21 protein-coding genes are annotated in these 20,940 nt (G+C 67.0%); 6 read left to right on the top strand and 15 right to left on the bottom strand.

Annotated elements, in window-relative coordinates:
• Positions 1-91 precede the first annotated feature (91 nt).
• Complete coding sequence (locus AC3WL8_RS16285) at positions 92-670, bottom strand: BPSL1445 family SYLF domain-containing lipoprotein (RefSeq protein WP_211980301.1); 579 nt, start codon at positions 668-670, stop codon at positions 92-94.
• Positions 671-875: 205 nt separating this feature from the next.
• Here AC3WL8_RS16285 and AC3WL8_RS16290 point away from each other — a divergent pair, with 205 nt between their 5' ends.
• Positions 876-1,298 carry a hypothetical protein gene (locus AC3WL8_RS16290; RefSeq protein WP_211980300.1) on the top strand — a complete coding sequence of 141 codons (423 nt, stop codon included), beginning with the start codon at positions 876-878 and terminating at the stop codon, positions 1,296-1,298.
• Between the two features lie 22 nt (positions 1,299-1,320).
• On the opposite strand, the gene AC3WL8_RS16295 is transcribed toward AC3WL8_RS16290, so the two are convergent.
• From AC3WL8_RS16295 to AC3WL8_RS16305, 3 genes are all read right to left on the bottom strand, one after another.
• Positions 1,321-2,154, bottom strand: coding sequence for an aldo/keto reductase (locus tag AC3WL8_RS16295; RefSeq protein ID WP_211980299.1), 834 nt, complete (start codon positions 2,152-2,154; stop codon positions 1,321-1,323).
• 95 nt (positions 2,155-2,249) lie between these two features.
• The gene (locus AC3WL8_RS16300; RefSeq protein ID WP_211980298.1) at positions 2,250-3,641 is read right to left on the bottom strand and encodes a GntP family permease; all 1,392 of its coding nucleotides are present in this window, start codon (positions 3,639-3,641) and stop codon (positions 2,250-2,252) included.
• A gap of 203 nt (positions 3,642-3,844) precedes the next feature.
• On the bottom strand, positions 3,845-4,237 hold the full coding sequence (locus AC3WL8_RS16305) for a tautomerase family protein (protein ID WP_013958008.1): 393 nt from the start codon (positions 4,235-4,237) through the stop codon (positions 3,845-3,847).
• 130 nt (positions 4,238-4,367) lie between these two features.
• Between AC3WL8_RS16305 and AC3WL8_RS16310 the strand changes: the two genes are divergently transcribed.
• Entirely contained in the window at positions 4,368-5,246 is an 879-nt protein-coding gene (locus AC3WL8_RS16310; protein WP_013958007.1) for a LysR family transcriptional regulator, read from the top strand.
• 178 nt (positions 5,247-5,424) lie between these two features.
• Positions 5,425-7,530 (top strand): TonB-dependent receptor, encoded by a 2,106-nt coding sequence (locus AC3WL8_RS16315; RefSeq protein WP_492378443.1) that lies wholly within the window; start codon positions 5,425-5,427, stop codon positions 7,528-7,530.
• Between the two features lie 134 nt (positions 7,531-7,664).
• Here the strand turns inward: AC3WL8_RS16315 and AC3WL8_RS16320 are convergent, their stop codons facing one another.
• Positions 7,665-8,129, bottom strand: a complete 465-nt coding sequence (locus AC3WL8_RS16320) for a DUF2147 domain-containing protein (protein ID WP_013958005.1) — start codon at positions 8,127-8,129, stop codon at positions 7,665-7,667.
• On the opposite strand from AC3WL8_RS16320, the gene AC3WL8_RS16325 reads away from it, so the two are divergent.
• Entirely contained in the window at positions 8,118-8,381 is a 264-nt protein-coding gene (locus AC3WL8_RS16325; protein WP_148271588.1) for a hypothetical protein, read from the top strand. The two genes, AC3WL8_RS16320 and AC3WL8_RS16325, sit on opposite strands and share 12 nt — an antisense overlap.
• Before the next feature lie 1,275 nt (positions 8,382-9,656).
• Positions 9,657-10,241 (top strand): histone H1-like DNA-binding protein, encoded by a 585-nt coding sequence (locus AC3WL8_RS16330; protein WP_492378444.1) that lies wholly within the window; start codon positions 9,657-9,659, stop codon positions 10,239-10,241.
• 285 nt (positions 10,242-10,526) lie between these two features.
• Here the strand turns inward: AC3WL8_RS16330 and AC3WL8_RS16335 are convergent, their stop codons facing one another.
• The 10 genes from AC3WL8_RS16335 to AC3WL8_RS16380 all read right to left on the bottom strand — a co-directional run bounded on the left by AC3WL8_RS16335 (position 10,527) and on the right by AC3WL8_RS16380 (position 19,341).
• The gene (locus AC3WL8_RS16335) at positions 10,527-10,994 is read right to left on the bottom strand and encodes an outer membrane lipoprotein (RefSeq protein WP_013958002.1); all 468 of its coding nucleotides are present in this window, start codon (positions 10,992-10,994) and stop codon (positions 10,527-10,529) included.
• A 37-nt stretch (positions 10,995-11,031) separates the two neighbouring features.
• Positions 11,032-11,979, bottom strand: coding sequence for a carbohydrate kinase family protein (locus tag AC3WL8_RS16340; protein ID WP_211980295.1), 948 nt, complete (start codon positions 11,977-11,979; stop codon positions 11,032-11,034).
• 145 nt (positions 11,980-12,124) lie between these two features.
• Entirely contained in the window at positions 12,125-12,625 is a 501-nt protein-coding gene (gene tpx / locus AC3WL8_RS16345) for a thiol peroxidase (protein ID WP_013958000.1), read from the bottom strand.
• Between the two features lie 99 nt (positions 12,626-12,724).
• Positions 12,725-14,191 carry a DUF3426 domain-containing protein gene (locus AC3WL8_RS16350; RefSeq protein ID WP_492378445.1) on the bottom strand — a complete coding sequence of 489 codons (1,467 nt, stop codon included), beginning with the start codon at positions 14,189-14,191 and terminating at the stop codon, positions 12,725-12,727.
• A gap of 9 nt (positions 14,192-14,200) precedes the next feature.
• On the bottom strand, positions 14,201-15,103 hold the full coding sequence (gene prmA, locus AC3WL8_RS16355) for a 50S ribosomal protein L11 methyltransferase (protein ID WP_013957998.1): 903 nt from the start codon (positions 15,101-15,103) through the stop codon (positions 14,201-14,203).
• 43 nt (positions 15,104-15,146) lie between these two features.
• Positions 15,147-16,499, bottom strand: a complete 1,353-nt coding sequence (accC, locus tag AC3WL8_RS16360) for an acetyl-CoA carboxylase biotin carboxylase subunit (RefSeq protein ID WP_018312111.1) — start codon at positions 16,497-16,499, stop codon at positions 15,147-15,149.
• A gap of 246 nt (positions 16,500-16,745) precedes the next feature.
• A complete protein-coding gene (accB, locus tag AC3WL8_RS16365) occupies positions 16,746-17,207 on the bottom strand; it encodes an acetyl-CoA carboxylase biotin carboxyl carrier protein (RefSeq protein ID WP_114130930.1) in 462 nt (153 codons plus the stop codon).
• Between the two features lie 165 nt (positions 17,208-17,372).
• On the bottom strand, positions 17,373-17,870 hold the full coding sequence (aroQ, locus tag AC3WL8_RS16370) for a type II 3-dehydroquinate dehydratase (protein ID WP_211980293.1): 498 nt from the start codon (positions 17,868-17,870) through the stop codon (positions 17,373-17,375).
• Positions 17,871-18,066: 196 nt separating this feature from the next.
• On the bottom strand, positions 18,067-18,615 hold the full coding sequence (locus AC3WL8_RS16375) for a TlpA family protein disulfide reductase (RefSeq protein WP_013957994.1): 549 nt from the start codon (positions 18,613-18,615) through the stop codon (positions 18,067-18,069).
• 36 nt (positions 18,616-18,651) lie between these two features.
• A complete protein-coding gene (locus AC3WL8_RS16380) occupies positions 18,652-19,341 on the bottom strand; it encodes a UDP-N-acetylmuramate--alanine ligase (protein WP_492378446.1) in 690 nt (229 codons plus the stop codon).
• Between the two features lie 202 nt (positions 19,342-19,543).
• Here AC3WL8_RS16380 and mpl point away from each other — a divergent pair, with 202 nt between their 5' ends.
• Positions 19,544-20,929, top strand: a complete 1,386-nt coding sequence (gene mpl / locus AC3WL8_RS16385; RefSeq protein ID WP_492378447.1) for a UDP-N-acetylmuramate:L-alanyl-gamma-D-glutamyl-meso-diaminopimelate ligase — start codon at positions 19,544-19,546, stop codon at positions 20,927-20,929.
• Positions 20,930-20,940: the final 11 nt, after the last annotated feature.

Genomic DNA, 20,940 nt, shown 5'->3' on the forward strand with positions numbered 1-20,940 from the left:
GACGAATTCTATCCTCTCGCGGCCCGCGGACGCGAAAAAGGAGGGCGCCGCGCAGCACGCAAGCCGCGCGGCGGTCACCGAAGGTCCGCCCTTACAGGTCGAGCTTGCTGATCTTGCTGCCCTCGAAGCTCAGGCCCGCCATCAGGCCGGCATTGGTCATGACGAAGCCGACGATGGGCTGCTGGCCGGTGTTGGTGTCCAGCACGCCGTTTGCGCCAATGGTGGCCACCGCCACAGTGGCATCGACGCCCGCGGTCCAGCCGCTGCTGCGCACGAACTTGTCGTAGGCATCCGGCGTCAGGAACATCAGGATCACGGCCTTGGACTGCGCACCGATCTGCCAGCCCACCGAGCCGGCGATCAGGCGGTAGTAGCCGCGCGTCGCGCCGCCCGAGCGCAGGGCACCGTCGCCATACTCGCCGCCGACGATAAAGCCCGCCGTCAGCGTCTTCGGGAACACCAGGATGCCGCGTGCTCGGTTGCCGAGCTCGCGCGAGCCCTTGACCGAGTCGTACAGGCGCGACAGCGTGCCGTCCACGCCGGAATCCAGCTCGCGCCGGCGGGCGGCCTTGTCGCTGGTGGCTTCGGGTTTGGTGGTGGTGCAGGCACCCAGGGCCAGGCTGCCAAGGGCCAGACCCGCGCTGGCCGAAAGGAAGGTTCGACGTTTCATCTCGTCTCCTTGGTGTTGTTGTCGTCTTTGAAGCATAGGCGCCGGAAGCACCCGGGCAAATGCCGGACCGCGCAGAGACGTTTCCATTTGTGACGAAGGTGGTGCCGGGGGGGCATTCGCGGCAAGAATAGTCAGTCTTGCGCCCGGAACGTCCCATGGCTGACACATGGGGGTGGCCAATGCGCCGTGACAGCATCATCCTTCCATGAAAAAACTCCTGACCGCCCTGCCGCTGGCCTTCCTGGCCGCGTGCGCTTCACATCCTTCGGGTTCTTCCAATGACGCCGGCGCCGCGGGTGCCGGATCGCAGTCGGCCGTCGACAGCAGCGGCTGGCAGGCGCTGCGCGCCAAATACATGGATTGCGCCCAGAAGAAGGCCAACGACAACCTGTCGGCCAAGGGCCAGCCCAAGGACGTGGCCAACCTGGCGCTGGCCGCGTGCGAGCCTGAACTGAACGCCATGCATGATTCCTTTCGCACCTACCTGGATGCGCAGATGTCGTCGTCGCACGGCAAGAGCAGCGCGCGCCAGGCAGCGGCGCGCGTGACCACCGATACGCGCGAAAAGGCGCGCAGCTACCTGGTGCGCTACGTTGAGCGCGAGCGCTACGTGGCCCGCGTACCCTGAGGGCACGCGCCCGGCAGCCTGGTCAGAGCATTTCCAGCGGGCCCGGGCCGTCGGGCGGCGGGAAGATGCGGTCGAGCTCGGCCAGCTGGGCGGCCGACAGCGTATGCGACAGCGCGCCCAGGTTCTCCTGCAGGCGCTCGCGCCGGCCGGTCTTGGGGATGGCGATGACGCCTTCCTGCGCCAGCAGCCAGGCCAGTGCCGCCTGTGCCGCCGTCATGCCGTGGTCGCGCGCAAAGCGCTTCAGCCCGGGGTTGCCCAACAGGCGCGACTGCTCGATCGGCGAATAGGCCATCACCGGCACGCCGCGCTGGCGCAGCCACGGCAGCAGGTCCCATTCGATGCCGCGCCGGCCCAGGTTGTACAGCAGCTGGTTGGTGGCCAGTCGGTCGCCGCCCGGCGCGTCCCACAACTCCTGCAGGTCGGACAGGTCCAGGTTGCTCACGCCCCAGCGGCGGATCTTGCCGTCGCGCTGCAACGCCTCCATGGCCTGCACGGTCTCTTCCAGCGGCACGCCGCCGCGCCAGTGCAATAAATAGAGGTCGATGCGGTCGGTGCGCAGCCGCTTCAGGCTGCGCTCGCAGGCCTGCACGGTGCCGCGCCGGCTGGCGTTGAAGGGATAGACCTTGCTGACGAGGAAGGCCTCGTCGCGGCGCCCAGCGATGGCCTCGCCGATCATTTCCTCGGACTGGCCCTCGCCATACATCTCGGCGGTATCGATCAGCCGCAGGCCAAGGTCCAGGCCCAGGCGCAGCGTGGCGACTTCCTCGGCGCGCGCTGCGCGCGACTCGCCCATATTCCACGTTCCCATGCCGAGCGCCGGGACGCGCTCGCCGTCGGGCAGGGTGACTTGCTTCATGTTGGCTTCCTGGTTTGCCGGGCCGGTGCCCGGCGGCACCCAACCACACTGTTAACAACACCTGGAATGTACAAGCCGCGTGGGCCGGGATTGCTTCAGACCAGTCCGGTCAGAAAATACACGGCGATGACGAAGAACACCGCGGCGGTCTTAATCATTGTGACGGCGAAGATATCGCGGTAGGACTCGCGGTGGGTCAGGCCGGTCACCGCCAGCAGCGTGATCACGGCGCCGTTGTGCGGCAGCGTATCCATGCCGCCGCTGGCCATCGACACCACGCGGTGCAGTACTTCCAGCGGGATCTGCATGGCCTGCGCGCCCGCGATAAAGGTCTGCGACATCGCCGCCAGCGCAATGCTCATGCCGCCCGAGGCCGAGCCGGTGATGCCGGCCAGCGTGCTGACCGAGACCGCGGCATTGACCAGCGGGTTGGGGATCGCGCGCAGCGCGTCGCTGACCACCAGGAAGCCGGGCAGGGCGGCGATGACCCCTCCGAAGCCGTATTCCGATGCCGTGTTCATCGACGCCAGCAGCGCGCCGCCGACGGCGCCCTTGGTGCCCTCGGCAAAGCGCTCGCGCAGGGCGCCGAAGGCGGTCACCAGCACCACGGCGATGCCCAGCAGCAGCGCGCCTTCCACTGCCCAGATCGCGGTCACGCTGGCGATCTTGGTTTCCACCGGCTTGGGCAGGCCCGGCAGCGCCACGCTGTTGGAAGGGCCGTACCAGAGCGGGATCATCCGCGTCAGCCAGAAGTTGGCCACGCCCACCACCACCAGCGGCAGCAGCGCCAGCAGCGGGTGCGGCAGCTTGCCGGACTGGCTGCGCTCGGGCTCGTTGCGCAGGTTGGTGCCGTAGCCTTCGCCACGCGCGGCGGCGCCGCGGCGGCGCCATTCCAGGTAGCTCAGGCCCACCACCAGGATAAACAGCGAGCCGGCCACGCCCAGCACCGGTGCGGCCCAGGAGGTGGTGTTGAAGAAGTTGGTGGGGATGATGTTCTGGATCTGCGGCGTGCCCGGGAGCGAATCCATGGTGAACGAGAACGCGCCCAGCGCGATCGCGCCCGGCATCAGCCGCTTGGGGATGTTGCTCTGGCGGTACAGCTCGGCCGCGAACGGATAGACCGCGAACACCACCACGAATAGCGACACGCCGCCATAGGTCAGCAGCGCGCACACTGTGACGATCACCGCGTTGGCGCGCGAGCGCCCGATATAGCGGATCGCTGCGGCGACGATGGACTCGGAGAAGCCGGACAGCTCAACTACCTTGCCGAATACCGCGCCTAATAGGAACACGGGGAAATACAGCTTCACGAAGCCGACCATCTTCTCCATGAAGATGCCGGTGAACACCGGTGCGACCGCGGACGGGTCGGTCAGCAGCACCGCGCCCAGCGCGGCGATGGGCGCGAACAGGATCACGCTGTAGCCGCGGTACGCGGCGAACATCAGAAAGGCAAGGGCTGCCAGCACGATCAGAAACGACATCGGATCTCCTTCAGGGTTGCCTTGTCCTGAGGTGCGGTCCGTTTGCCGCGCGGGGGCTGGCGCTTGTGGCGCCTTGTCTCTGTCAGTCCGTCAGGAAAAGGGATCAGCGGGCGACTGTGCCACAGCTTGGCCCGCGGCGAAACCTCTGGTCTCGCCGCGGGGCACTGGGATGACAGCGGCCGGCATGAAGGCGATGCGCTGTTTCAGCCGTGCTGGTGGCGATACTCCTGCGTGCGCCCGCCGTAGCCATAGGCCGCTGCGCGGGCGTCGATCACGTGCACGTACGACACCGGATGCAGCTTGCCCAGCAGCCCCGACATGGTCTCGAACACGGCCTCGATGAACTGCGCTTTCTCCGCCTTGGTGTTGGTTTCATCGGTCACGCTGATGTCCAGGTGGAAGGCGTTGCGGCCCTGCTCCGACAGCGGCATGTCGGCGATGATCCAGCTGTCGTGCGGGATGTACTGGACCGTGACGGCAATCACGTCGCGCTTCTTGCCGAGCACGCGCTCGGTCAGGTCGGCGATCGCCCTGGCGCTGCGGCGGGTGAGGGCGGCATCGGGTTGGCCGGACAGGTGCAGGACGATGTGGGGCATGGCTGGCTCCTTGCTTTTGCGTGGGTGGGTGATGCCATGGTAGGGGGTGGTGTAGTATCGGAAAAGCGGGAATAGCCGATGTGGACCATCGGGTTATCCGAAGTAATGCCACCCTTGCCGGAGCCTTGCCATGCGTGGATTCGAAACCGACCAGTTGCGCACCTTTGTCACGGTCGCGGACAGCGGCAGCCTGTCAGCGGCGGCGCCCAGACTGTTCCTGTCGCAGTCCTCGGTCAGCGAGCAGCTGCGCAAGCTGGAGGAGCGCGCCGGCGTGCCGCTGCTGTCGCGCGGACGGCATGGCGCGGTGCCGACGCCGGCGGGGGAGCGGCTGCTGGAACACGCGCGGCGTATCCTGGCGCTGAACGAGCTGGCCCTGCAGGAGCTGCGCGGCCACGCGCTGGCGGGCGAACTGCGGCTGGCCGTGACCGATTACTTCCGCCCGGGCGAGATCGCCGGCATGCTGCGGCGCCTGCGCGAGCGCTACCCGTACCTGCGGCTGCACGTGACGGTGATGAAGAGCGCGGCAATCGATGCCGCCGCGGAGATGGACACCTTCGATATCGGCCTCAGCATGCGCCTGCCCGGCACGCGCGGGCAGGGTGCGGGCACGCGCGGCACGGTGCTGCGGCGCGAGCCGCTGGCCTGGGTCGCCGCGCCGGCCGAGGCCGACAGCCTGCCCGCCACGCTGCCGCTGGTGCTGCTGCCCGATACCTGCTCGCTGCATCAGTACGTGGTGCAGCTGTTGCTGCGCAAGCGGCTGCCATTCGAGGTTGCGCACTCGGCGTCGGGCGTCGCGGGGCTGCACCTGGCGCTGGCGGCGGGGCTGGGGTTGTCGTGCCTGAATGCGTCGGCGATCGGCCCCGGCGTGGCACCGCTGGATGCCGCCACCATTGCGCGGTTGGGCCTGCCGCGACTGCCGGAGGCGGAGTTTTTCCTGTTGCCGGGCCGGCGCGGTGAGTCAGCCTTTGTTGCTGAGGCGCGCGATGCCCTTGCCGGGCAGCTGGTGTAGGAAATGCGTTGCAGAAGTTCGGGACCCGCCACAGAAATGGCCGTGCCAGCCATGGTTGTGATCAATGCAACATATATTGACCACGAATAGGAATAATTCGCAATCTCGTTGACCCTGACAATCCTGTAATCGATAATGCGCCCGCGTTTTCAAAACTATTACAGCCGATTACACGGAAATGAGAATAAAACTTCACCCGATCTGTGCCGCGGTGGCGGGGAGCTTCGTATTTCAACCGATGCTGGGGTGGGCCCAGGCCGCGCCAGACGCTTCGGCGCAGTTGCCTGAGGTCACGGTCAGGGCCGATGTCAGCCGCGAGCTTGGCACCGGCTATAACCCGCCCAATGCGGTCAGCGCGACCAAGACCGAGGCGCCGCTGCGCGACATCCCACAGACCGTCAATGTGGTCACCGGTGATGTCATGCGCGACCAGCACGCCACTTCGATGCAGGATGCGCTGAAGAACGTGCCGGGCGTGTCGTTCTCCACCGGCGATGGCCAGCGCGACCAGGTGTCGATCCGCGGCTTTTCCGCCATCGCCGACCAGTTCGTCGACGGCATCCGCGACGATGCGCTGTACTTCCGCGACCTGTCCAACGTCGACCGCGTCGAAGTCATCAAGGGGCCGGCAGCGGTGCTGTACGGCCGCGGTTCGTCGGGTGGCCTGATCAACCGCGTGACCAAGAAGCCCGGCATCGACGTCACCGACTTCGCGCTTAGCTACGGCATGTGGGCCGACCGCCGCGCCGAGGCCGACGTGGGCCGCGTGTTCGCCGACGGCGCCGCCGCTTTCCGCGTGACCGGTGCGGTGGAGAAGGCCAACAGCTACCGCTCACAGCAGTTCCTGGACCGTGCCGCCGTGGCGCCGTCCCTGGAACTGCGCATCGCGCCAGAGACCACCGTGCTGCTGCAGGCCGACTACCTCGAAGACCGCCGCGTGACGGACTTCGGCGTCCCGGCCTACAAGGGGCGCCCGGTAGACGTGCCGGCCTCGCGCTACTACGGCGCGGCCAATGCGCGCGACGCCGACTATAGCCAGTCGCGTGTGTACTCGGGCACTGCCACGATCAACCATCGCTTCAACGACGACTGGTCGATCCGTAACGCCACGCGGTACTACCACTACTCGCTGGATCGCAATAACACGCTGACCAGCGCGGTCAACGAGGTGACACAGCGGCTGACGATGTCGCACTCCAACGTCTACCGCGAGGAGCACGGCTGGTTCAACCAGACGGACCTGACGCAGAAGGCGACGATCTTCGGTACCAGGCACGAAATCCTGTACGGGATGGAGATCGGCCAGCAGAACAAGGATCTCGTCAATTTCTCCAAGGCCGTGCCAGGCACCTTCGATCTGTTCAACCCGGTACTGCCGACGCTGCCGCGCCTGGTCGGTGGCACGCCTGCCACGAGCAACCTGGCTACCGCCAAGACCCTGGCGTTCTACACGCAGGACATGATCACCTTTACCGAGCAGTGGAAGGCGCTGTTCGGCGTGCGTTACGACAACTTCCAGCAGGACACCAACCAGCGCCTGGCTGGCCAGAAGAACCTGTCGCGCACCGACAATGCCTGGAGCCCGCGTGCGGGCCTGGTCTGGCAGCCGTCGAAGGTGCAGTCGTATTACGTGTCGTGGAGCCGGTCGTTCCAGCCCTCGGGTGAGACCTTCGCGCTGGCCGCCAACAACGCCGAACTGGCACCAGAGACGACCAACAATGCCGAAGTCGGCGCCAAGTACGACTGGCTCGACGGCAAGGCGAGCACGACGATTTCCGTGTTCCGGCTGGAACGGAACAATATGAAGATAGCCAATGCCACCGGCACGGCGCTGATTCCGGTTGGCGAGCAGCGCACGGACGGCATCGAGCTGAGCGGCGCCGCGGAGCTCGGCAGCGGCTGGCGCGTGCTGGCCGGCTATGCCTACCTGGATGCAGTGGTGACCAAGTCGACCCCCTTGTTCCAGGGCAAGCGTGCCACGCTGACGCCTCGCCACTCCGGCAACGTCTGGCTGACCAAGACGCTGGGCAACGGCTTTGGCATCGGCGGCGGCCTGAACCTGGTCGGCGCCCGCATGGCCGATCAGGCCAATACCGTCACGCTCCCGGGCTATGTCACGGCGGACATGATGGCCTGGTACCGCCATGGTCCGTTCGAGGCGCAGTTGAACCTGTACAACCTGTTCAACAAGAACTACATCGTCTCGGCGCATGGTTCGAATGCCAACCTGAACATGCCGGGTGCCCCGCGCAGCGTGATGGCCACCCTGCGCTACCGGATGTAAAGCGCAGCATCGTGGACAAAAAAACCGGGCGGTGATGAACCGCCCGGTTTTTTTTCGACTGCCATTTCTCCTTCGGCTGGGCACGCAGCGGCATGCCCCGGAGAAACCCTGAGTCCTGTGCCGCGCCGGCAGGGTCAGTGGTCGCGTTCCCAGGTCTGGGTGCGGCCGATCAGGCTGATGCCGATGAAGCCGCGCACGTTGAGCTTGTTGCCGTCCTCGGCCAGCGACATCTTGCTCTTGTAGACCTTGCCGTTCTCCGGATCCAGGATCTCGCCGCCGCTCCACTCGTTGTCGCCGGTCTTGCGCAGGCCGGAGAGGATGGTCATGCCGATGACGGGCTGGTCCTTGCGTGCGTCGGTGCACTTGTCGCACACGCGCGGCTTGCCGTCGCTCTCGACGAAGGTCTTGACCAGGCGTCCGCTGAAGACGCCGCTCTTCTCGGTGATCTCCACCAGCCCGCGCGGCTTGCCGGTGTTGTCGTCGATGGTCTTCCACGTGCCGCTGGGCGTGGCCTGCGCCATCGCCGCGGCGCTGCCGAGCAGGGTGGCGGCAAGCACGGCGGCGCGCAGGGTCGAAGCAAGGGGGGAATGGATGCGCATGATGTCTCCTTTGAGGTTCGTAGCCACGCCAATCTACTGGCGCCGGGGCCGCGCCGCAATCCGGCGCGGCGCGGCGCGCGCCTTTCCGCCGCCATCGCCCGCTACCCGCAAAGCCGCATGCAGCTGCCGTTTGCGGGTTATTGTGATGCAGCAAAAGACACCGGCGGGCGGGCGCTGAAGCAATCCTCTAAGCGGACGTACGACGCGCTGCCGGCAGGGCGAGGCGAGTGGTGCGGCGAGCGGCGAGGGTGAGAGCGCGAACACGCGAGGCACGGCGCGCGCGATCCGGATCGCACGGCAAGCGCGCAGATCGAACACGCATGCCGATGACTTGATCGAAGCGTCTGCCGAAGTGTTGCCGCGATGCTTCGCGAGCGTCGCGGCTTGGCTCGATCGCAACGCTTTGATGCCCTCGCGATGTCTTCGCGCTGTTGCGTCGATGCAAACCGTTGCGTGCACGCATCACTCTCGGACGGTGTGTGCGACGCTGTCGCGCGAAGCGCGAGGCGAGCATGAGCGAGGCTCGCTCGCATGGCGGCGTGTGCGTGCGCTGCCGAGTGTGTAAAGCATGCAGGGCGTCTGCCGCACAACGCGGCGCGCGCGTGTTCTGGAACGTGTCCGCACCAGTCGACGGCTGCCGCACGCGTATCGGTGCATCGCCCGCAAAGCCTTTGTCCATGCGGCTTTTCGGAAAACGTGATGACACGCGCAGCGTCGTTGCGCAGTCGTCAGGCGCGCGTTGCGATGCTGGTCGTCAGCGTCTGTCGCGGTGTGTAAAAGCTGCGATGCGCGGTGCGTGCGATGGGGTGTCGCGCTGCCTGTGCGAGCGTGCGAAACGAGCATCGGCACCAGCGTGCGAGCGACGCGTTGCGATGCTATCGGCAACGTCTTCGTGACACCGCGCGTGAGAACTAGTTCGAGCGAAACATGCAGGCAAGTTTTTTTGCACTTTTTTCTTAACATCATCGTGCAAACGAATTATGATTCGCCTTGACAAGAGTCTCACTTCATTGCAGAGAAGCAGGAAGCAAGATGGAACGACGAGCGCGATGCGCGCTTCGATGCAGTGACGAAGGTAGTAGCTGAGGAGCACGAGAACTTTGACGCAGACCAGGCCGGACCGGCTTCTTAAAACGCGTGCAGTCTCCCTTGGTCCATTAACGGGTTGGACCCGCTACCACCGAATGAATGCCGCCTGCCGTGCGCGAGGCCAAGCCCGCACCGCAGGCCAGCTGTCCGATATCTCCTCATTTCTGGCCGTGCGCCGGCTCAACGGGCGGTGCGGGCTGATCGAATATTCCAGGGCGCGGCACGTGCCCGAGACCCGCTTGCGGGCTCGCTCCGGCCGCCAAGTCACCGCCACGGGCGGTGCGCCTGCAACCAAATTCATTAGCGTGCAGCAGTGGTCGGGCCGCACGCCGATGAATCGCTCGCTCGACTGGGGCCGCGCTGCTGTAGTGCGCCTCGGGTCGGTCGGGTCGCCAACTTAGGTCATTCGATATTCACTCTCTAGTGAAGGAGTTATCCATGGCAACTGCTGCAAAGAAAAAGCCGGCGGCTAAGAAGGCCGCCAAGCCGGCCGCCAAGAAGGCTGCTGTGAAGAAGGTAGCCGCCAAGAAGGCAGCACCGGCCGCCAAGAAGGCACCGGCCAAGAAGGCCGCTGTGAAGAAGGTCGCAGCCAAGAAGGCTGCACCGGCCAAGAAGGCAGCCGCCAAGAAGGCCCCGGCCAAGAAGGCTGCGGTGAAGAAGGTAGCCGCCAAGAAGGTCGCGACCAAGAAGGTTGCAGCCAAGAAGGCTCCGGCCAAGAAGGCTGCAGTGAAGAAGGTTGCCGCCAAGAAGGTCGTGGCCAAGAAGGCTGTCGCCAAGAAGGCTGTCGCCAAGAAGGCTGTCGCCAAGAAGGCTCCGGCCAAGAAGGCTGCAGTGAAGAAGGTTGCTGCCAAGAAGGCTGCCGCCAAGAAGCCGGCTGCCAAGAAGGCTGCTGCCAAGAAGCCGGCTGCCAAGAAGGCTGCCGCCAAGCCTGCCGCGGCCCCTGCCGTTGCTCCCGCTTCGGCTGCCAAGACCGCGCTGAACCCGGCTGCTGCCTGGCCGTTCCCGACGGGCAACCGTCCGTAAGCTGCTCCGCCACGGAGTGGACCTTACGCGTTCCGCAAGGAACCGCACCGGCACGCAGCGCGTGCCCGCATGACCGGATACTGCGTATCCGGTCCGCAAGACACCAGGTCTTGCCGACCCGCCGATGGCATCCGCCCGGCGGGTTTTTTCATGGGCGCGCGCCGCGTGCGGGAGCGGTCCGCCACTGTTACGGAATTGCAAAGCCGAAAAGAAAATGCGCCGCGACCCTTGCGGGTGCGGCGCGCTTTGCTGCGCCCCGGGGCGGCCCTGCGGGGCCGCGAGGGCTCAGTGCGTGACCCGGGTCACGCCGCCCGAGGACAGCAGCCGTACGCGCTCGCCGGGGCGGAAGGCTTCGTCGGCCTCCTGCGTGATCGCACGCATCTCGCCGTTCTCCAGGCGCACGGTGATTTCCAGCCCGCGGCGCTGGTTGATCTTGTTCTCGGCCGCGCTGCCGGCAATGCCACCGAGCACCGCGCCGAGGATCCCGGCCGCCACCGCGCCGTTGCCGCCGCCGATGGTGCTGCCGGCGGCAATGCCGCCGATGGCACCGCCCGCCAGCGTGCCGGCGCCGCTCTGGTTACCCTGGATGGTGACCTCGCGGATGCCTTCGACCACGCCGTAGCGCACGGTCTGTTCGCGCTGCGCCTGGCCCGTGCCATAGACGCTGTTGGAGTTGGATTGCGTAGCGCAGCCGGCAACCAGGGCGGTGACGGCAAGGACGGCAACGGCACCGCCACGTAGCTTGTTGTTCATGTCGTTTCCCGAAAAAAAGCCACGCGCTGGCCGCAGGTCAGGCGTAGCGGTACCCGAATGCAGACTGGAACCGGTTGCCGATTTCCTCGCGCGACAACCAGTGGTTCTGCGGACCCTGTTGCGCGATCTTGACCGAACCCATCAGCGATGCCAGGCGGCCAGTCGTTTCCCAGTCTAATCCGTTTTCAATGCCGTAAAGCAGGCCGCCACGGAAGGCGTCGCCACACCCGGTCGGGTCCACGATGCGCTCGGCAGCAACGGCCGGGATCGCGTACTGGTGACCATCGGCAAAGATGCTGGCGCCGCGCTCGCCGTGCGTGACGATGAAGGCACGAACCTTGGCGGCAACCTCGGCGCTGGTCCAGGCGGTTCGGGACAGCAGGACCTGCGCCTCGTAGTCATTGACTGTCACGTAACTGGCGAGTTCAACGAACTCGCGCAGGTCTTCCCCGTTGAACAGGGGCATGGCCTGACCCAGGTCAAAGATGAATGGCACGCCGGCCTCGGCGAACTGGCGCGCGTGGTGCAGCATGCCCTCGCGGCTGTCGGGCGCGACGATGCCCAGGCCCGGCGCGCTGGCGCCGCCCAGCGCATCCTTGACGTTGTTCAGCTGCGACTGGCTCATCGCGCCAGGGTGGAAGGCGGTGATCTGGTTGTTGTCCAGGTCGGTGGTGATCATCGCCTGCGCGGTGAAGGTCTCAGGCAGGACGCGGATGTGGCCGGTGGCGATCTCCAGCTTGCGCAGGTAGTCCAGGTAGGGTTCGGCATCGGTGCCGACGGTGGCCATCACCACGGGATCGCCGCCCAGCATCTTCAGCGTGTAGGCGATGTTGCCGGCGCAGCCGCCGAACTCGCGGCGCATGCCGGGCACCAGGAACGAGACGTTCAGCATGTGGATCTGGTCCGGCAGGATGTGTTCACGGAAGCGTCCGTCGAACGTCATGATGGTGTCGTAGGCGACGGAGCCGCAGATCAGGCTGGCCATGCTCTCTCCAGGTGTTTGGGATGATTGAGTGGAACGGAGCCCTTGCGGGCGATATCGGTCAGGCAGAAAACAAAAAAGCGGCCGCCCCGGGATGCGGGCGGCCGCTGCCGTCCGGGAACCCGAGGGTTCCCGGGCGTGCCGCTGATTACTTCAGAGCGGCCAGGGCGGCGTCGTAATCCGGCTCGGTCTTGATTTCCGGCACCAGCTGGCTGTACTTGACGGTGTCGTTCTCGTCGAGCACCACCACGGCACGGGCGGTCACGCCGGCCAGCGGGCCGGTCTTGATGTCCACGCCGTAGTTGCCCTTGAACTCGGCGCCGCGCATGGTCGACAGCGGCACTACGTTGGCCAGGCCTTCAGCGGTGCAGAAGCGGCCCATGGCGAACGGCAGGTCGGCCGAGATCGTCAGCACCACGGTGTTGGCGAGGCCGCTGGCGGCTTCATTGAACTTGCGCGCGGAGGCCTGGCACACCGGGGTATCCAGGCTCGGGACGATGTTCAGCACCTTGCGCTTGCCGGCGAAGTCGGCCAGCGTGACGTCCTTCAGGTCCTTGCCGACCAGCGAGAAGGCGGGGGCCTTGTCGCCGGCTTGCGGGAACTTGCCTGCGACTTCGATGGCGTTGCCGCCGAGGGTGACGTTGCTCATGTCTACTCCTTGTTGTCTGATGGATTTCCGGTTCGTGTCCGGAGCGGGGGGCGCGGCCTGCCGCCGGACTCGGATTGGGTCCGGCGGCGGGCCGGGAATTCAGGGGTAAAAAATCAGCACGCGATAGTTGGCTGGCGCCTGCTGCGTTCGGAATCGTACCCGAACCGGCAGCTCCGTGCCCGCGCGAAGACCCTGCGCGGCAAAGGCCTTCTGCGACGGCTCCAGGTACTCCGCGGGTTGCAGCACCCGGCGCAGCAGCAGCTGGTCCTGCAGGTCGGTCATCACCAGCTCGATCGCGGGCAGGGCGGTGCTGGCGCGGCCCAGGTTGCGCAGCGTGACCGCCAGCAGGTAGGTGTCGCCGTCTTCATCCTGGCGCTGCAGCTGCGAGGTCTCTATGCGCAGCGCATCGATGTCGCGCCACGGCGGCACGTCGCAGCCCAGCGGCGCGCAAGCGGCCTCGAGTGCCGGGCGCAGCATCGGGAACTGGCCGGCCAGCTGGCTGCGTGCCAGGTAGACCACTTGCACGGCCGCGGCGATGGCAAGCACCACGGCGGCCACGCGCCAGGCGGAGCGCGGCACGGCCACTGGCTTGCGGGGCTGGCGTTCGCGCTCGCGCTCACGCGCATGGCGCAGGAAGTCGGGGGCGAAGACCGGGCCGGTTGGTGCTTCGGTGCGCGCCCAGCGGCGCGTGGTCTGCTCGCGAGCGACGGCGCCGCCGGTGACGCTGAAGGGCTGGCCGGTGTCGGGGCCGGGGGCGTTGTCGTTGTCACCAACGGTGGGTGAGGCGGGTGGGGCGGCGGGGCGGGCCGATGCCTCATCCGGCCACGCGGTCGGCTCGGACCCGGCATCGGCTGACGCCGCGCGCAGGAACTCGCTTGCGCTGGGGATGTTGGCAGCGGGTGCCACTGGCGCGGGCTCGGCGTCGGCGGGTTGCGGCGCTGCCGGTGCCGCCGCAGAAGTCGGGGATGCCGCCGGTGCGGCCGGGGTATCGAGCGCGCCGTGATCGAGTACCGGCCAGGCCGACGCAGGGGCCGGCTGTGGCGGCGTATCCTCGGCTTGCTCCGGTGCCGTGACGGGGGCGGGCCCTGCCGCATCCGGGCCGGCAGCCTGGCGTTCTGCGTCGCGTGCATCGCGATGGGCGACGGCTTCGTTGGCTTCGCGCAGCGCCTGATCGATCTCGGTGTCTTCCATGCCGGCGGGTGCCGGCATGGCCATGTCCTCCGGCGACGACATCAGCATCGTCGGCGCGTCCAGCGCCGGCACGTCATAGCCGGGGTCGATGGTCGGGGTGAAGGCAGGCTGCGGCGCAGGCGCGGCGTCAGCCGATGCGGGTGGCGCCGAGGGGGCGGCAGGCGCGGCCGGTGAAGTTGCCGCAGATGGCGCCGATGATGCCGAGGACGCAGCGTCGGTCGGCAGCGGAATCTCGATCAGGTGCTCGCGCGCGTCGAACACCGTTTCGCACTGGCCGCAGCGCACCAGGCCCTGGCGCAGGCGCAACTGGTCCGCGACCAGCCGGAAGGCGGTGCGGCAGGCCGGGCAGCGCGTGACTAGCTTGACGGCGGCCATCGGTGTGAATCAGGGGCGGGTGCCGCGGGTGCCATGCAGGCACACCCAGCCTTCCTCGCTGCGCCACACCGTCAGCGGCAGCCAGGGCGCGTAGGCCGCGGCGACTTCATCCGCCTGGCGCTCCAGCACGCCGGACAGCACCAGCCGTCCGCCGGCGCGCACGCGCGCGCTCAGCATGGCGGCCATCAGCTTGAGCGGATTGGACAGGATATTGGCGACCACCAGGTCGTAGCTGGCCTCGGATACCGATTCGGGAAGCGCGAACGAGGCTTCCACCCGGTTGCGCTCGGCGTTGTAGCGCGACGCTTCCACTGCGTTGGGATCGATGTCGATGCCGACGGTGTCGCCCGCGCCCAGCTTGCGCGCCACGATGGCCAGGATGCCGGAGCCGCAGCCGTAGTCGAGCACGGTCTCGCCCGGCTTCAGGTTCTGCTCCAGCCACTGCATGCACAGCCGCGTGGTGGGATGGCTGCCGGTGCCGAAGGCCAGGCCCGGGTCGAGTTCCAGCACCACGGCATCGGGCTCGGGTGCTTCGTGCCACGACGGCACCACCCAGATGCGCTCGCCGATGCGGATCGGCTCGAACTGGGATTGCGTCAGCCGCACCCAGTCCTGGTCCTCGACCGCGCGCAGCTGGTAGGCCGGCACCGGATCGATGCCAAGCTGGTTGGCGGCTGCCGCTACCACCACGGCCGGATCGGCATCGTCGCCGAACAGCGCCACCACGCGCGAGCGGTTCCACGCGAGTTGCTTCGGTTCCAGCCCGGGCTCGCCAAAGAGCGGCTGCTCGTCGGGCGTGTCGGCATCGGCATCTTCCACCGAGACCGACAGCGCGCCGAGGTCGAACAGGGCATCAGACCAGGCTTCGGCCTGGTCCTGCGCCACTTCGATCACACATTCCTGAAATGCCACGGGCTTCCTTGCTTGCTGCTTGTCTATTGCGGGTAACGTTGCGTCAGGCCTTCGCGCGCTCCGCCAGGCGATGCTCGAGGTAGTGGATGCTGGTGCCGCCTTCAACGAAGTTGGCATCCATCATCAGCTCGCGGTGCAGCGGCACGTTGGTCTGGATCCCGTCCACCACCATTTCCGACAGCGCGATGCGCATGCGGGCAATGGCCTGCTCGCGCGTGGCACCGTAAGTAATGATCTTGCCGATCATCGAATCGTAGTTGGGCGGGACGAAGTAACCATCATACGCGTGCGAGTCGACCCGCACACCCGGGCCGCCGGGCATGTGCCAGGCGGTGATGCGGCCCGGCGACGGCGTGAACTTGAACGGATCCTCGGCGTTCACGCGGCATTCGATCGCGTGGCCACGGAACTGCACATCCTTCTGGCGCAAGCGCAGCTTCTCGCCGAAGGCGATGCGGATCTGCTCCTGCACAATGTCGATGCCGGTGATCATCTCGGTGACCGGGTGCTCGACCTGCACGCGCGTGTTCATCTCGATGAAATAGAACTCGTTGTTCTCATACAGGAACTCGAACGTGCCGGCGCCGCGATAGCCCATCTTCTTGCAGGCCTCGGCGCAGCGGTCGCCGATGCGCTCGATCAGGCGGCGCGGAATGTGCGGTGCGGGCGCTTCCTCGATCACCTTCTGGTGGCGGCGCTGCATCGAGCAGTCGCGCTCGCCCAGCCAGATCGCCTGGCGGTGCTGGTCAGCGAGGATCTGGATTTCCACATGGCGCGGGTTCTCAAGGAACTTCTCCATGTAGACCTCGGGATTGCCGAAGGCGCGCCCGGCTTCTTCGCGCGTCATGTTGACGGCGTTGATCAGCGCGGCTTCCGTGTGCACCACGCGCATGCCGCGGCCACCGCCGCCGCCTGCGGCCTTGATGATCACCGGGTAGCCCACGCGGCGCGCAGTGGCCAGGATTTCCTTGGGGTCGTCGGGCAGGGCGCCGTCCGAGCCGGGCACGCACGGCACGCCGGCCTTGATCATGGATTGCTTGGCCGACACCTTGTCGCCCATCAGGCGGATGCTGTCGGCGGTCGGGCCGATAAAGACGAAGCCGGATTTCTCCACACGCTCGGCAAAATCGGCGTTCTCGGACAGGAAGCCGTAGCCGGGGTGGATGGCTTGCGCGTCGGTCACTTCGGCGGCCGAGATGATGGCCGGCATGTTCAGGTACGACAGCGGCGACGGGGCCGGGCCGATGCAGACGGCTTCGTCTGCCAGGCGTACGTACTTGGCCTCCTTGTCGGCCTCGGAGTACACCACGACCGTCTTGATGCCCAGTTCGCGGCAGGCGCGCTGGATGCGAAGAGCGATTTCGCCGCGGTTCGCGATCAGAATTTTTTCAAACATGGTCTCTCTCTGCGAGAACAGTAGCGGTCCCGCTGCGTGCCGCAACGGCACGCCGGGCGCGCGGCCCGGGGGCTGTCGCCGCCGCGGCCGCCATACTGCGCGGAACTGCATGGAACTGCACGGAACGGGCCGCGAAGCCCACAACGTCCCTGGCGCCAAACAACGCCACGGCATGCCGCGCGGGCACTGCTGCGGGGACCACTTGCGTGGCCGATGGCAGCGTGCGGCATGGCATGCCGGTCAGGATCAGCCGATGACGAACAGCGGCTGGCCGTATTCGACGGCCTGGCCGTTCTCGACCAGGATTTCCTTGATGACGCCGGCCTTGTCGCACTCGATTTCGTTGAGCAGCTTCATGGCTTCGATGATGCAGACGGTCTGGCCTTCCTTGACCGAGTCGCCGACGTTGACGAACGGCGCGGCGCCCGGCGACGGCGCACGGTAGAACGTGCCTACCATCGGCGAGGTCACCACATGGCCGGCGGGCAGCTGGGCGACGGGCTCTGCAGCCGGTGCCGCGGCACCAGCCGGTGCGGCGGCCGCGGCGGGCGGCAGCGCCTGCATCTGCGGCATGGCCATCGGCGCGGCGACGATTTGCGGCGGTTGCTTGACGATGCGTACCTTGCCGTCGCCTTCGGTGACTTCCAGCTCGGAGATGCCGGATTCGGCCACCAGGTCGATAAGCGTCTTCAGCTTGCGCAGGTCCATCTTTTTATCCTCCTGAATCGGGTTATCCGGCCGCTGCCCGGGACGGGCCGCGGCGGAAGAATCGTGTTGCCGGCCACCGGAAATCCGCGCCCGCCGTGCCGAGGCACGCCAACGGGCGCAGGCCGCCGGGCGGCGCGCGCAGGTTGTCGAAAAAATCTTGGGAGTTCAGCTCCCCGAACTCTCGGGTGGCGGCTGCTCCTGGTCCAGCACATAGTCCAGCGCCAGCAGGTAACCCTGCCAGCCGAGCCCGCAGATCACTCCGACCGCCACGTCAGAGAAATAGGAGTGGTGGCGAAAGCTTTCGCGCCGGTGCACGTTGGACAGGTGCACCTCGACGAACGGGATCGCCACGCCGGCCAGGGCATCGCGCAGTGCCACGCTGGTGTGCGTGTAGGCAGCCGGGTTGATGATGATGAACTCGACCCCTTCCGCGCGTGCGGCGTGGATGCGGTCGACCAGTGCCCCCTCATGGTTGGACTGGAACGTATCCAGCGAAACGCCGGCTTTTGCCGCGCGTTCGGCGAGGGCCGCGTCGATATCGGCAAGCGTCGTGTGCCCGTAGGTTTCTGGCTCGCGCGTGCCCAGCAGGTTCAGGTTTGGCCCATGCAGGACCAGCACCTTGCGGTAGCGGGCTGAGCGACGGAGGGAGCGGGTTGCAGTCACGGCGGCTCGACCAGATCAACGAAATTGCGCGGAGATTACCGTAGCTTAGAGGGATTTGTCTAGCGCGCGATACAAGGCTTGGCGACCTTTGCGACGCTTCGGCGGCCCTTGAAGCACTTTTCGGCCGTTTTGGTGCCCCGGCGAAACAAATCGCTGAAGAAAACCGAAATTCAGCGAACTTGGCGGAAGAATATGCTCAGGCCCGTGGCAGCACGGCCCGCAGTTCCTCAGCCGTCACCCGTCCCATCTTGCGATACTTCACCGATCCGTCCGGGTTGATCACCACCGTATAGGGCAGGCCGCCGGCGCTGTTGCCGAAGTTGCGCGACAGCTCGGTGCCGGCAAAACCGGCCACGGCGAGCGGGTAGGCCACCGGGACCTTCGTGGTGAACTGCTGGATATTGGCGGCGGAATCGATGCCGATGCCGACAAACTCGACCTGGCGGCTCTTGTATTCCTCATGCAGCGCGGTCAGCTCCGGCATTTCCTCGACACACGGCCCGCACCAGGGCGCCCAGAAGTTGATCACCACGGTCTTGCCGCGCAGCTTGCCCAGGTCCAGGTCAGCGCCGGCGGCGTCGGGCAGGCGTGTCTGGAAGAAGGTTTCCACCGCCTGGTCGCTGGCGGGCTTGGGCGAGAACACGAAATGGCCGGCCAGTGCGCCGGTGGCGCAGGCGACCACGGCCACGGCGATCCACAGCCAGAGGCGGGAGCGGCGGGCGGGCGAGGAAACGGTTTCAGTCATGGGGATGGCTCGGACCTGTGTAGTAGGGGGCGGGCGTCAGGCCGGGTCGGCATCGCCGGGCGCGTCCATCAGCGCCCGTACCGCCTGCACGTCGGCGCGGGCCGGGCGCCCCGAGGCGTCGGCACGCACGGCGCCGCGTTCGTCGACGGCATCATACAGTGCTATATGAATGCCGACTGGGGCACCCAGTTCCGCGCGCACCTCGCCGGCGAGAAGCCGGGCCTCGCGGCGGTCGGGCCACTGGCCCTTCCACAGGAAGCTGAGGGTCTCGACCTCGCCGCGGCCGCTGAAATGCCGGCTCTCGCTGGTCTCGAAGTCCACGCCGGCGTTGATCAGGTGCAGCGTCGCATCCTTGGCGCTGTCGCAGAAGCACTGCAGATAGATATCGGAGTGCTCGGTGGCGGTGCCGTTGAGCACGGCGCCGACCAGGTAAGGCCGGAACGGCGCCAGGTCTTCCATGGCCAGCACAGCCAGCCGGCGCAGCAGCGCCAGCACGCGGGGCTGGCTGTCGGCGTGGAACAGCGCCTGGTAGGCGCGTACCTCGGCTTCGACCTGCTCGTTGTCGGGCAGCCATTCGCCGGGCACGCGCTGCTCGCCCAGCACCTGGCGGGCGGCCTTGCGCTTGGCGGTGGCGTAGTCGGCACCGTCCTCGGCAATCATCCGGGCGGCAGCCTGGGCGATTTCCTCGCGCAGGCGGGTAGGGTCGGGGGTGGTGCGTCGGGTCATGCCCCATGATACCGGAGGCTCCCGCGCAACCGGCGCGCGCGCTGCCGCAGTGCAGCGAAGGCCGCGGGCGCTCGGGTACAATCGAAGGCTTCCTGCCCGGCCACCGCACCGCAAGACACGGCCTGAAACAGCCGCCGTGCCGCCGCGCCACGCCGGGTGCCGAATCCCCACGCCTGCGGGCTTCAAGTCTTTCCGGGAACCCATGCATATTCATATCCTTGGCATCTGCGGCACCTTCATGGGCGGCCTGGCGGTACTGGCAAAAGAGGCCGGCCACCGCGTCACCGGCTGCGATGCCAATGTCTACCCGCCGATGAGCACCCAGCTCGAGGCCCAGGGGATCGAGCTGATCGAAGGCTTCGACCCCGCCCAGCTGTCGCTGGAGCCGGACCTGTTCGTGATCGGTAACGTGGTCTCGCGCGGCAATCCGCTGATGGAGGCCATCCTCGACCGCAACCTGCCCTATGTGTCGGGTCCGCAATGGCTGGGCGAGCACGTGCTGGCGCGCAAGTGGGTGCTGGCGGTGGCCGGCACGCACGGCAAGACCACCACCACGTCGATGCTGGCCTGGATCTTGGAGGATGCCGGCTATAACCCCGGCTTCCTGGTGGGCGGGGTGCCGCAGAACTTCGGCATCTCGGCACGCGTGACCGAATCGGACTTCTTTGTGATCGAGGCCGACGAGTACGACACCGCCTTCTTCGACAAGCGCAGCAAGTTTGTCCACTACCGCCCGCGCACCGCAATCCTGAACAACCTGGAATACGATCACGCCGACATCTTCCCGGATCTGGCGGCGATCGAGACCCAGTTCCACCATCTGGTGCGCACCGTGCCCGGCCAGGGCCGGATCGTCGTCAACGGCGTGGAGGAAAGCCTGGCACGCGTGCTGGAGCGCGGCTGCTGGAGCGAGGTCGAGCAGTTTGGCGTAGGCGACTGGCGCGAGAGCGATGCTGCCACCACGGCGGCGCCCGGCAAGGACGCCTTCGACGTCTGGTTTGGCGGTGCCGTCCAGGGCACCGTGGTATGGGACCTGCAGGGCACCCACAACCGCATGAATGCGCTGGCCGCGATCGCCGCCGCGCGTCATGTGGGCGTGCCGGCCGCGCAGGCGATCGAATCGCTGTCCCGCTTTGCCAACGTCAAGCGCCGCATGGAAGTGCGCGGCGTGGCCGGCGGCGTGACGGTCTATGACGACTTCGCCCACCATCCGACCGCGATCCAGACCACGCTGGAAGGGCTGCGCCGCCGCGTCGGCGATGCCCGCATCCTGGCGGTGCTGGAGCCGCGCTCCAACACCATGAAGCTGGGCGTGATGAAGGCGCAGTTGCCGGCCAGCCTGGAGCAGGCCGACCTGGTGTTCGGCTACGGCGCCCCGGCCGGCAGGGACGCGCTGGGCTGGGACCTGGCCGAATCGCTGGCGCCGCTGGGCGACAAGGCTGCCGCCTTCCAGGACTTGGGCGCGCTGGTGCAGGCCGTGTGTGCCGCGGCGCAGCCGGGCGACCACGTGCTGGTGATGAGCAACGGCGGCTTCGGCGGCGTGCACCAGAAGCTGCTGGACGCCCTGGCTCAGGGCGCCGCACGCTGACCGGCGGGAAG

The organism is Cupriavidus sp. FW305-F7, from assembly GCF_058782875.1.

Excerpts from the sequence above, each read along its gene's own strand:
- AC3WL8_RS16320 (WP_013958005.1), bottom strand. The coding sequence starts at position 8,129 with ATGCGCATCCATTCCCCCCTTGCTTCGACCCTGCGCGCCGCCGTGCTT.
- mpl (WP_492378447.1), top strand. The coding sequence starts at position 19,544 with ATGCATATTCATATCCTTGGCATCTGCGGCACCTTCATGGGCGGCCTG.
- AC3WL8_RS16375 (WP_013957994.1), bottom strand. The coding sequence starts at position 18,615 with ATGACTGAAACCGTTTCCTCGCCCGCCCGCCGCTCCCGCCTCTGGCTG.
- tpx (WP_013958000.1), bottom strand. The coding sequence starts at position 12,625 with ATGAGCAACGTCACCCTCGGCGGCAACGCCATCGAAGTCGCAGGCAAG.
- AC3WL8_RS16315 (WP_492378443.1), top strand. The coding sequence starts at position 5,425 with ATGAGAATAAAACTTCACCCGATCTGTGCCGCGGTGGCGGGGAGCTTC.
- AC3WL8_RS16305 (WP_013958008.1), bottom strand. The coding sequence starts at position 4,237 with ATGCCCCACATCGTCCTGCACCTGTCCGGCCAACCCGATGCCGCCCTC.
- AC3WL8_RS16300 (WP_211980298.1), bottom strand. The coding sequence starts at position 3,641 with ATGTCGTTTCTGATCGTGCTGGCAGCCCTTGCCTTTCTGATGTTCGCC.
- AC3WL8_RS16350 (WP_492378445.1), bottom strand. The coding sequence starts at position 14,191 with ATGGCCGCCGTCAAGCTAGTCACGCGCTGCCCGGCCTGCCGCACCGCC.
- AC3WL8_RS16295 (WP_211980299.1), bottom strand. The coding sequence starts at position 2,154 with ATGAAGCAAGTCACCCTGCCCGACGGCGAGCGCGTCCCGGCGCTCGGC.
- AC3WL8_RS16285 (WP_211980301.1), bottom strand. The coding sequence starts at position 670 with ATGAAACGTCGAACCTTCCTTTCGGCCAGCGCGGGTCTGGCCCTTGGC.
- AC3WL8_RS16310 (WP_013958007.1), top strand. The coding sequence starts at position 4,368 with ATGCGTGGATTCGAAACCGACCAGTTGCGCACCTTTGTCACGGTCGCG.
- accC (WP_018312111.1), bottom strand. The coding sequence starts at position 16,499 with ATGTTTGAAAAAATTCTGATCGCGAACCGCGGCGAAATCGCTCTTCGC.
- AC3WL8_RS16340 (WP_211980295.1), bottom strand. The coding sequence starts at position 11,979 with ATGGCCAGCCTGATCTGCGGCTCCGTCGCCTACGACACCATCATGACG.
- AC3WL8_RS16290 (WP_211980300.1), top strand. The coding sequence starts at position 876 with ATGAAAAAACTCCTGACCGCCCTGCCGCTGGCCTTCCTGGCCGCGTGC.
- AC3WL8_RS16325 (WP_148271588.1), top strand. The coding sequence starts at position 8,118 with ATGGATGCGCATGATGTCTCCTTTGAGGTTCGTAGCCACGCCAATCTA.
- AC3WL8_RS16380 (WP_492378446.1), bottom strand. The coding sequence starts at position 19,341 with ATGACCCGACGCACCACCCCCGACCCTACCCGCCTGCGCGAGGAAATC.
- AC3WL8_RS16330 (WP_492378444.1), top strand. The coding sequence starts at position 9,657 with ATGGCAACTGCTGCAAAGAAAAAGCCGGCGGCTAAGAAGGCCGCCAAG.
- AC3WL8_RS16335 (WP_013958002.1), bottom strand. The coding sequence starts at position 10,994 with ATGAACAACAAGCTACGTGGCGGTGCCGTTGCCGTCCTTGCCGTCACC.
- accB (WP_114130930.1), bottom strand. The coding sequence starts at position 17,207 with ATGGACCTGCGCAAGCTGAAGACGCTTATCGACCTGGTGGCCGAATCC.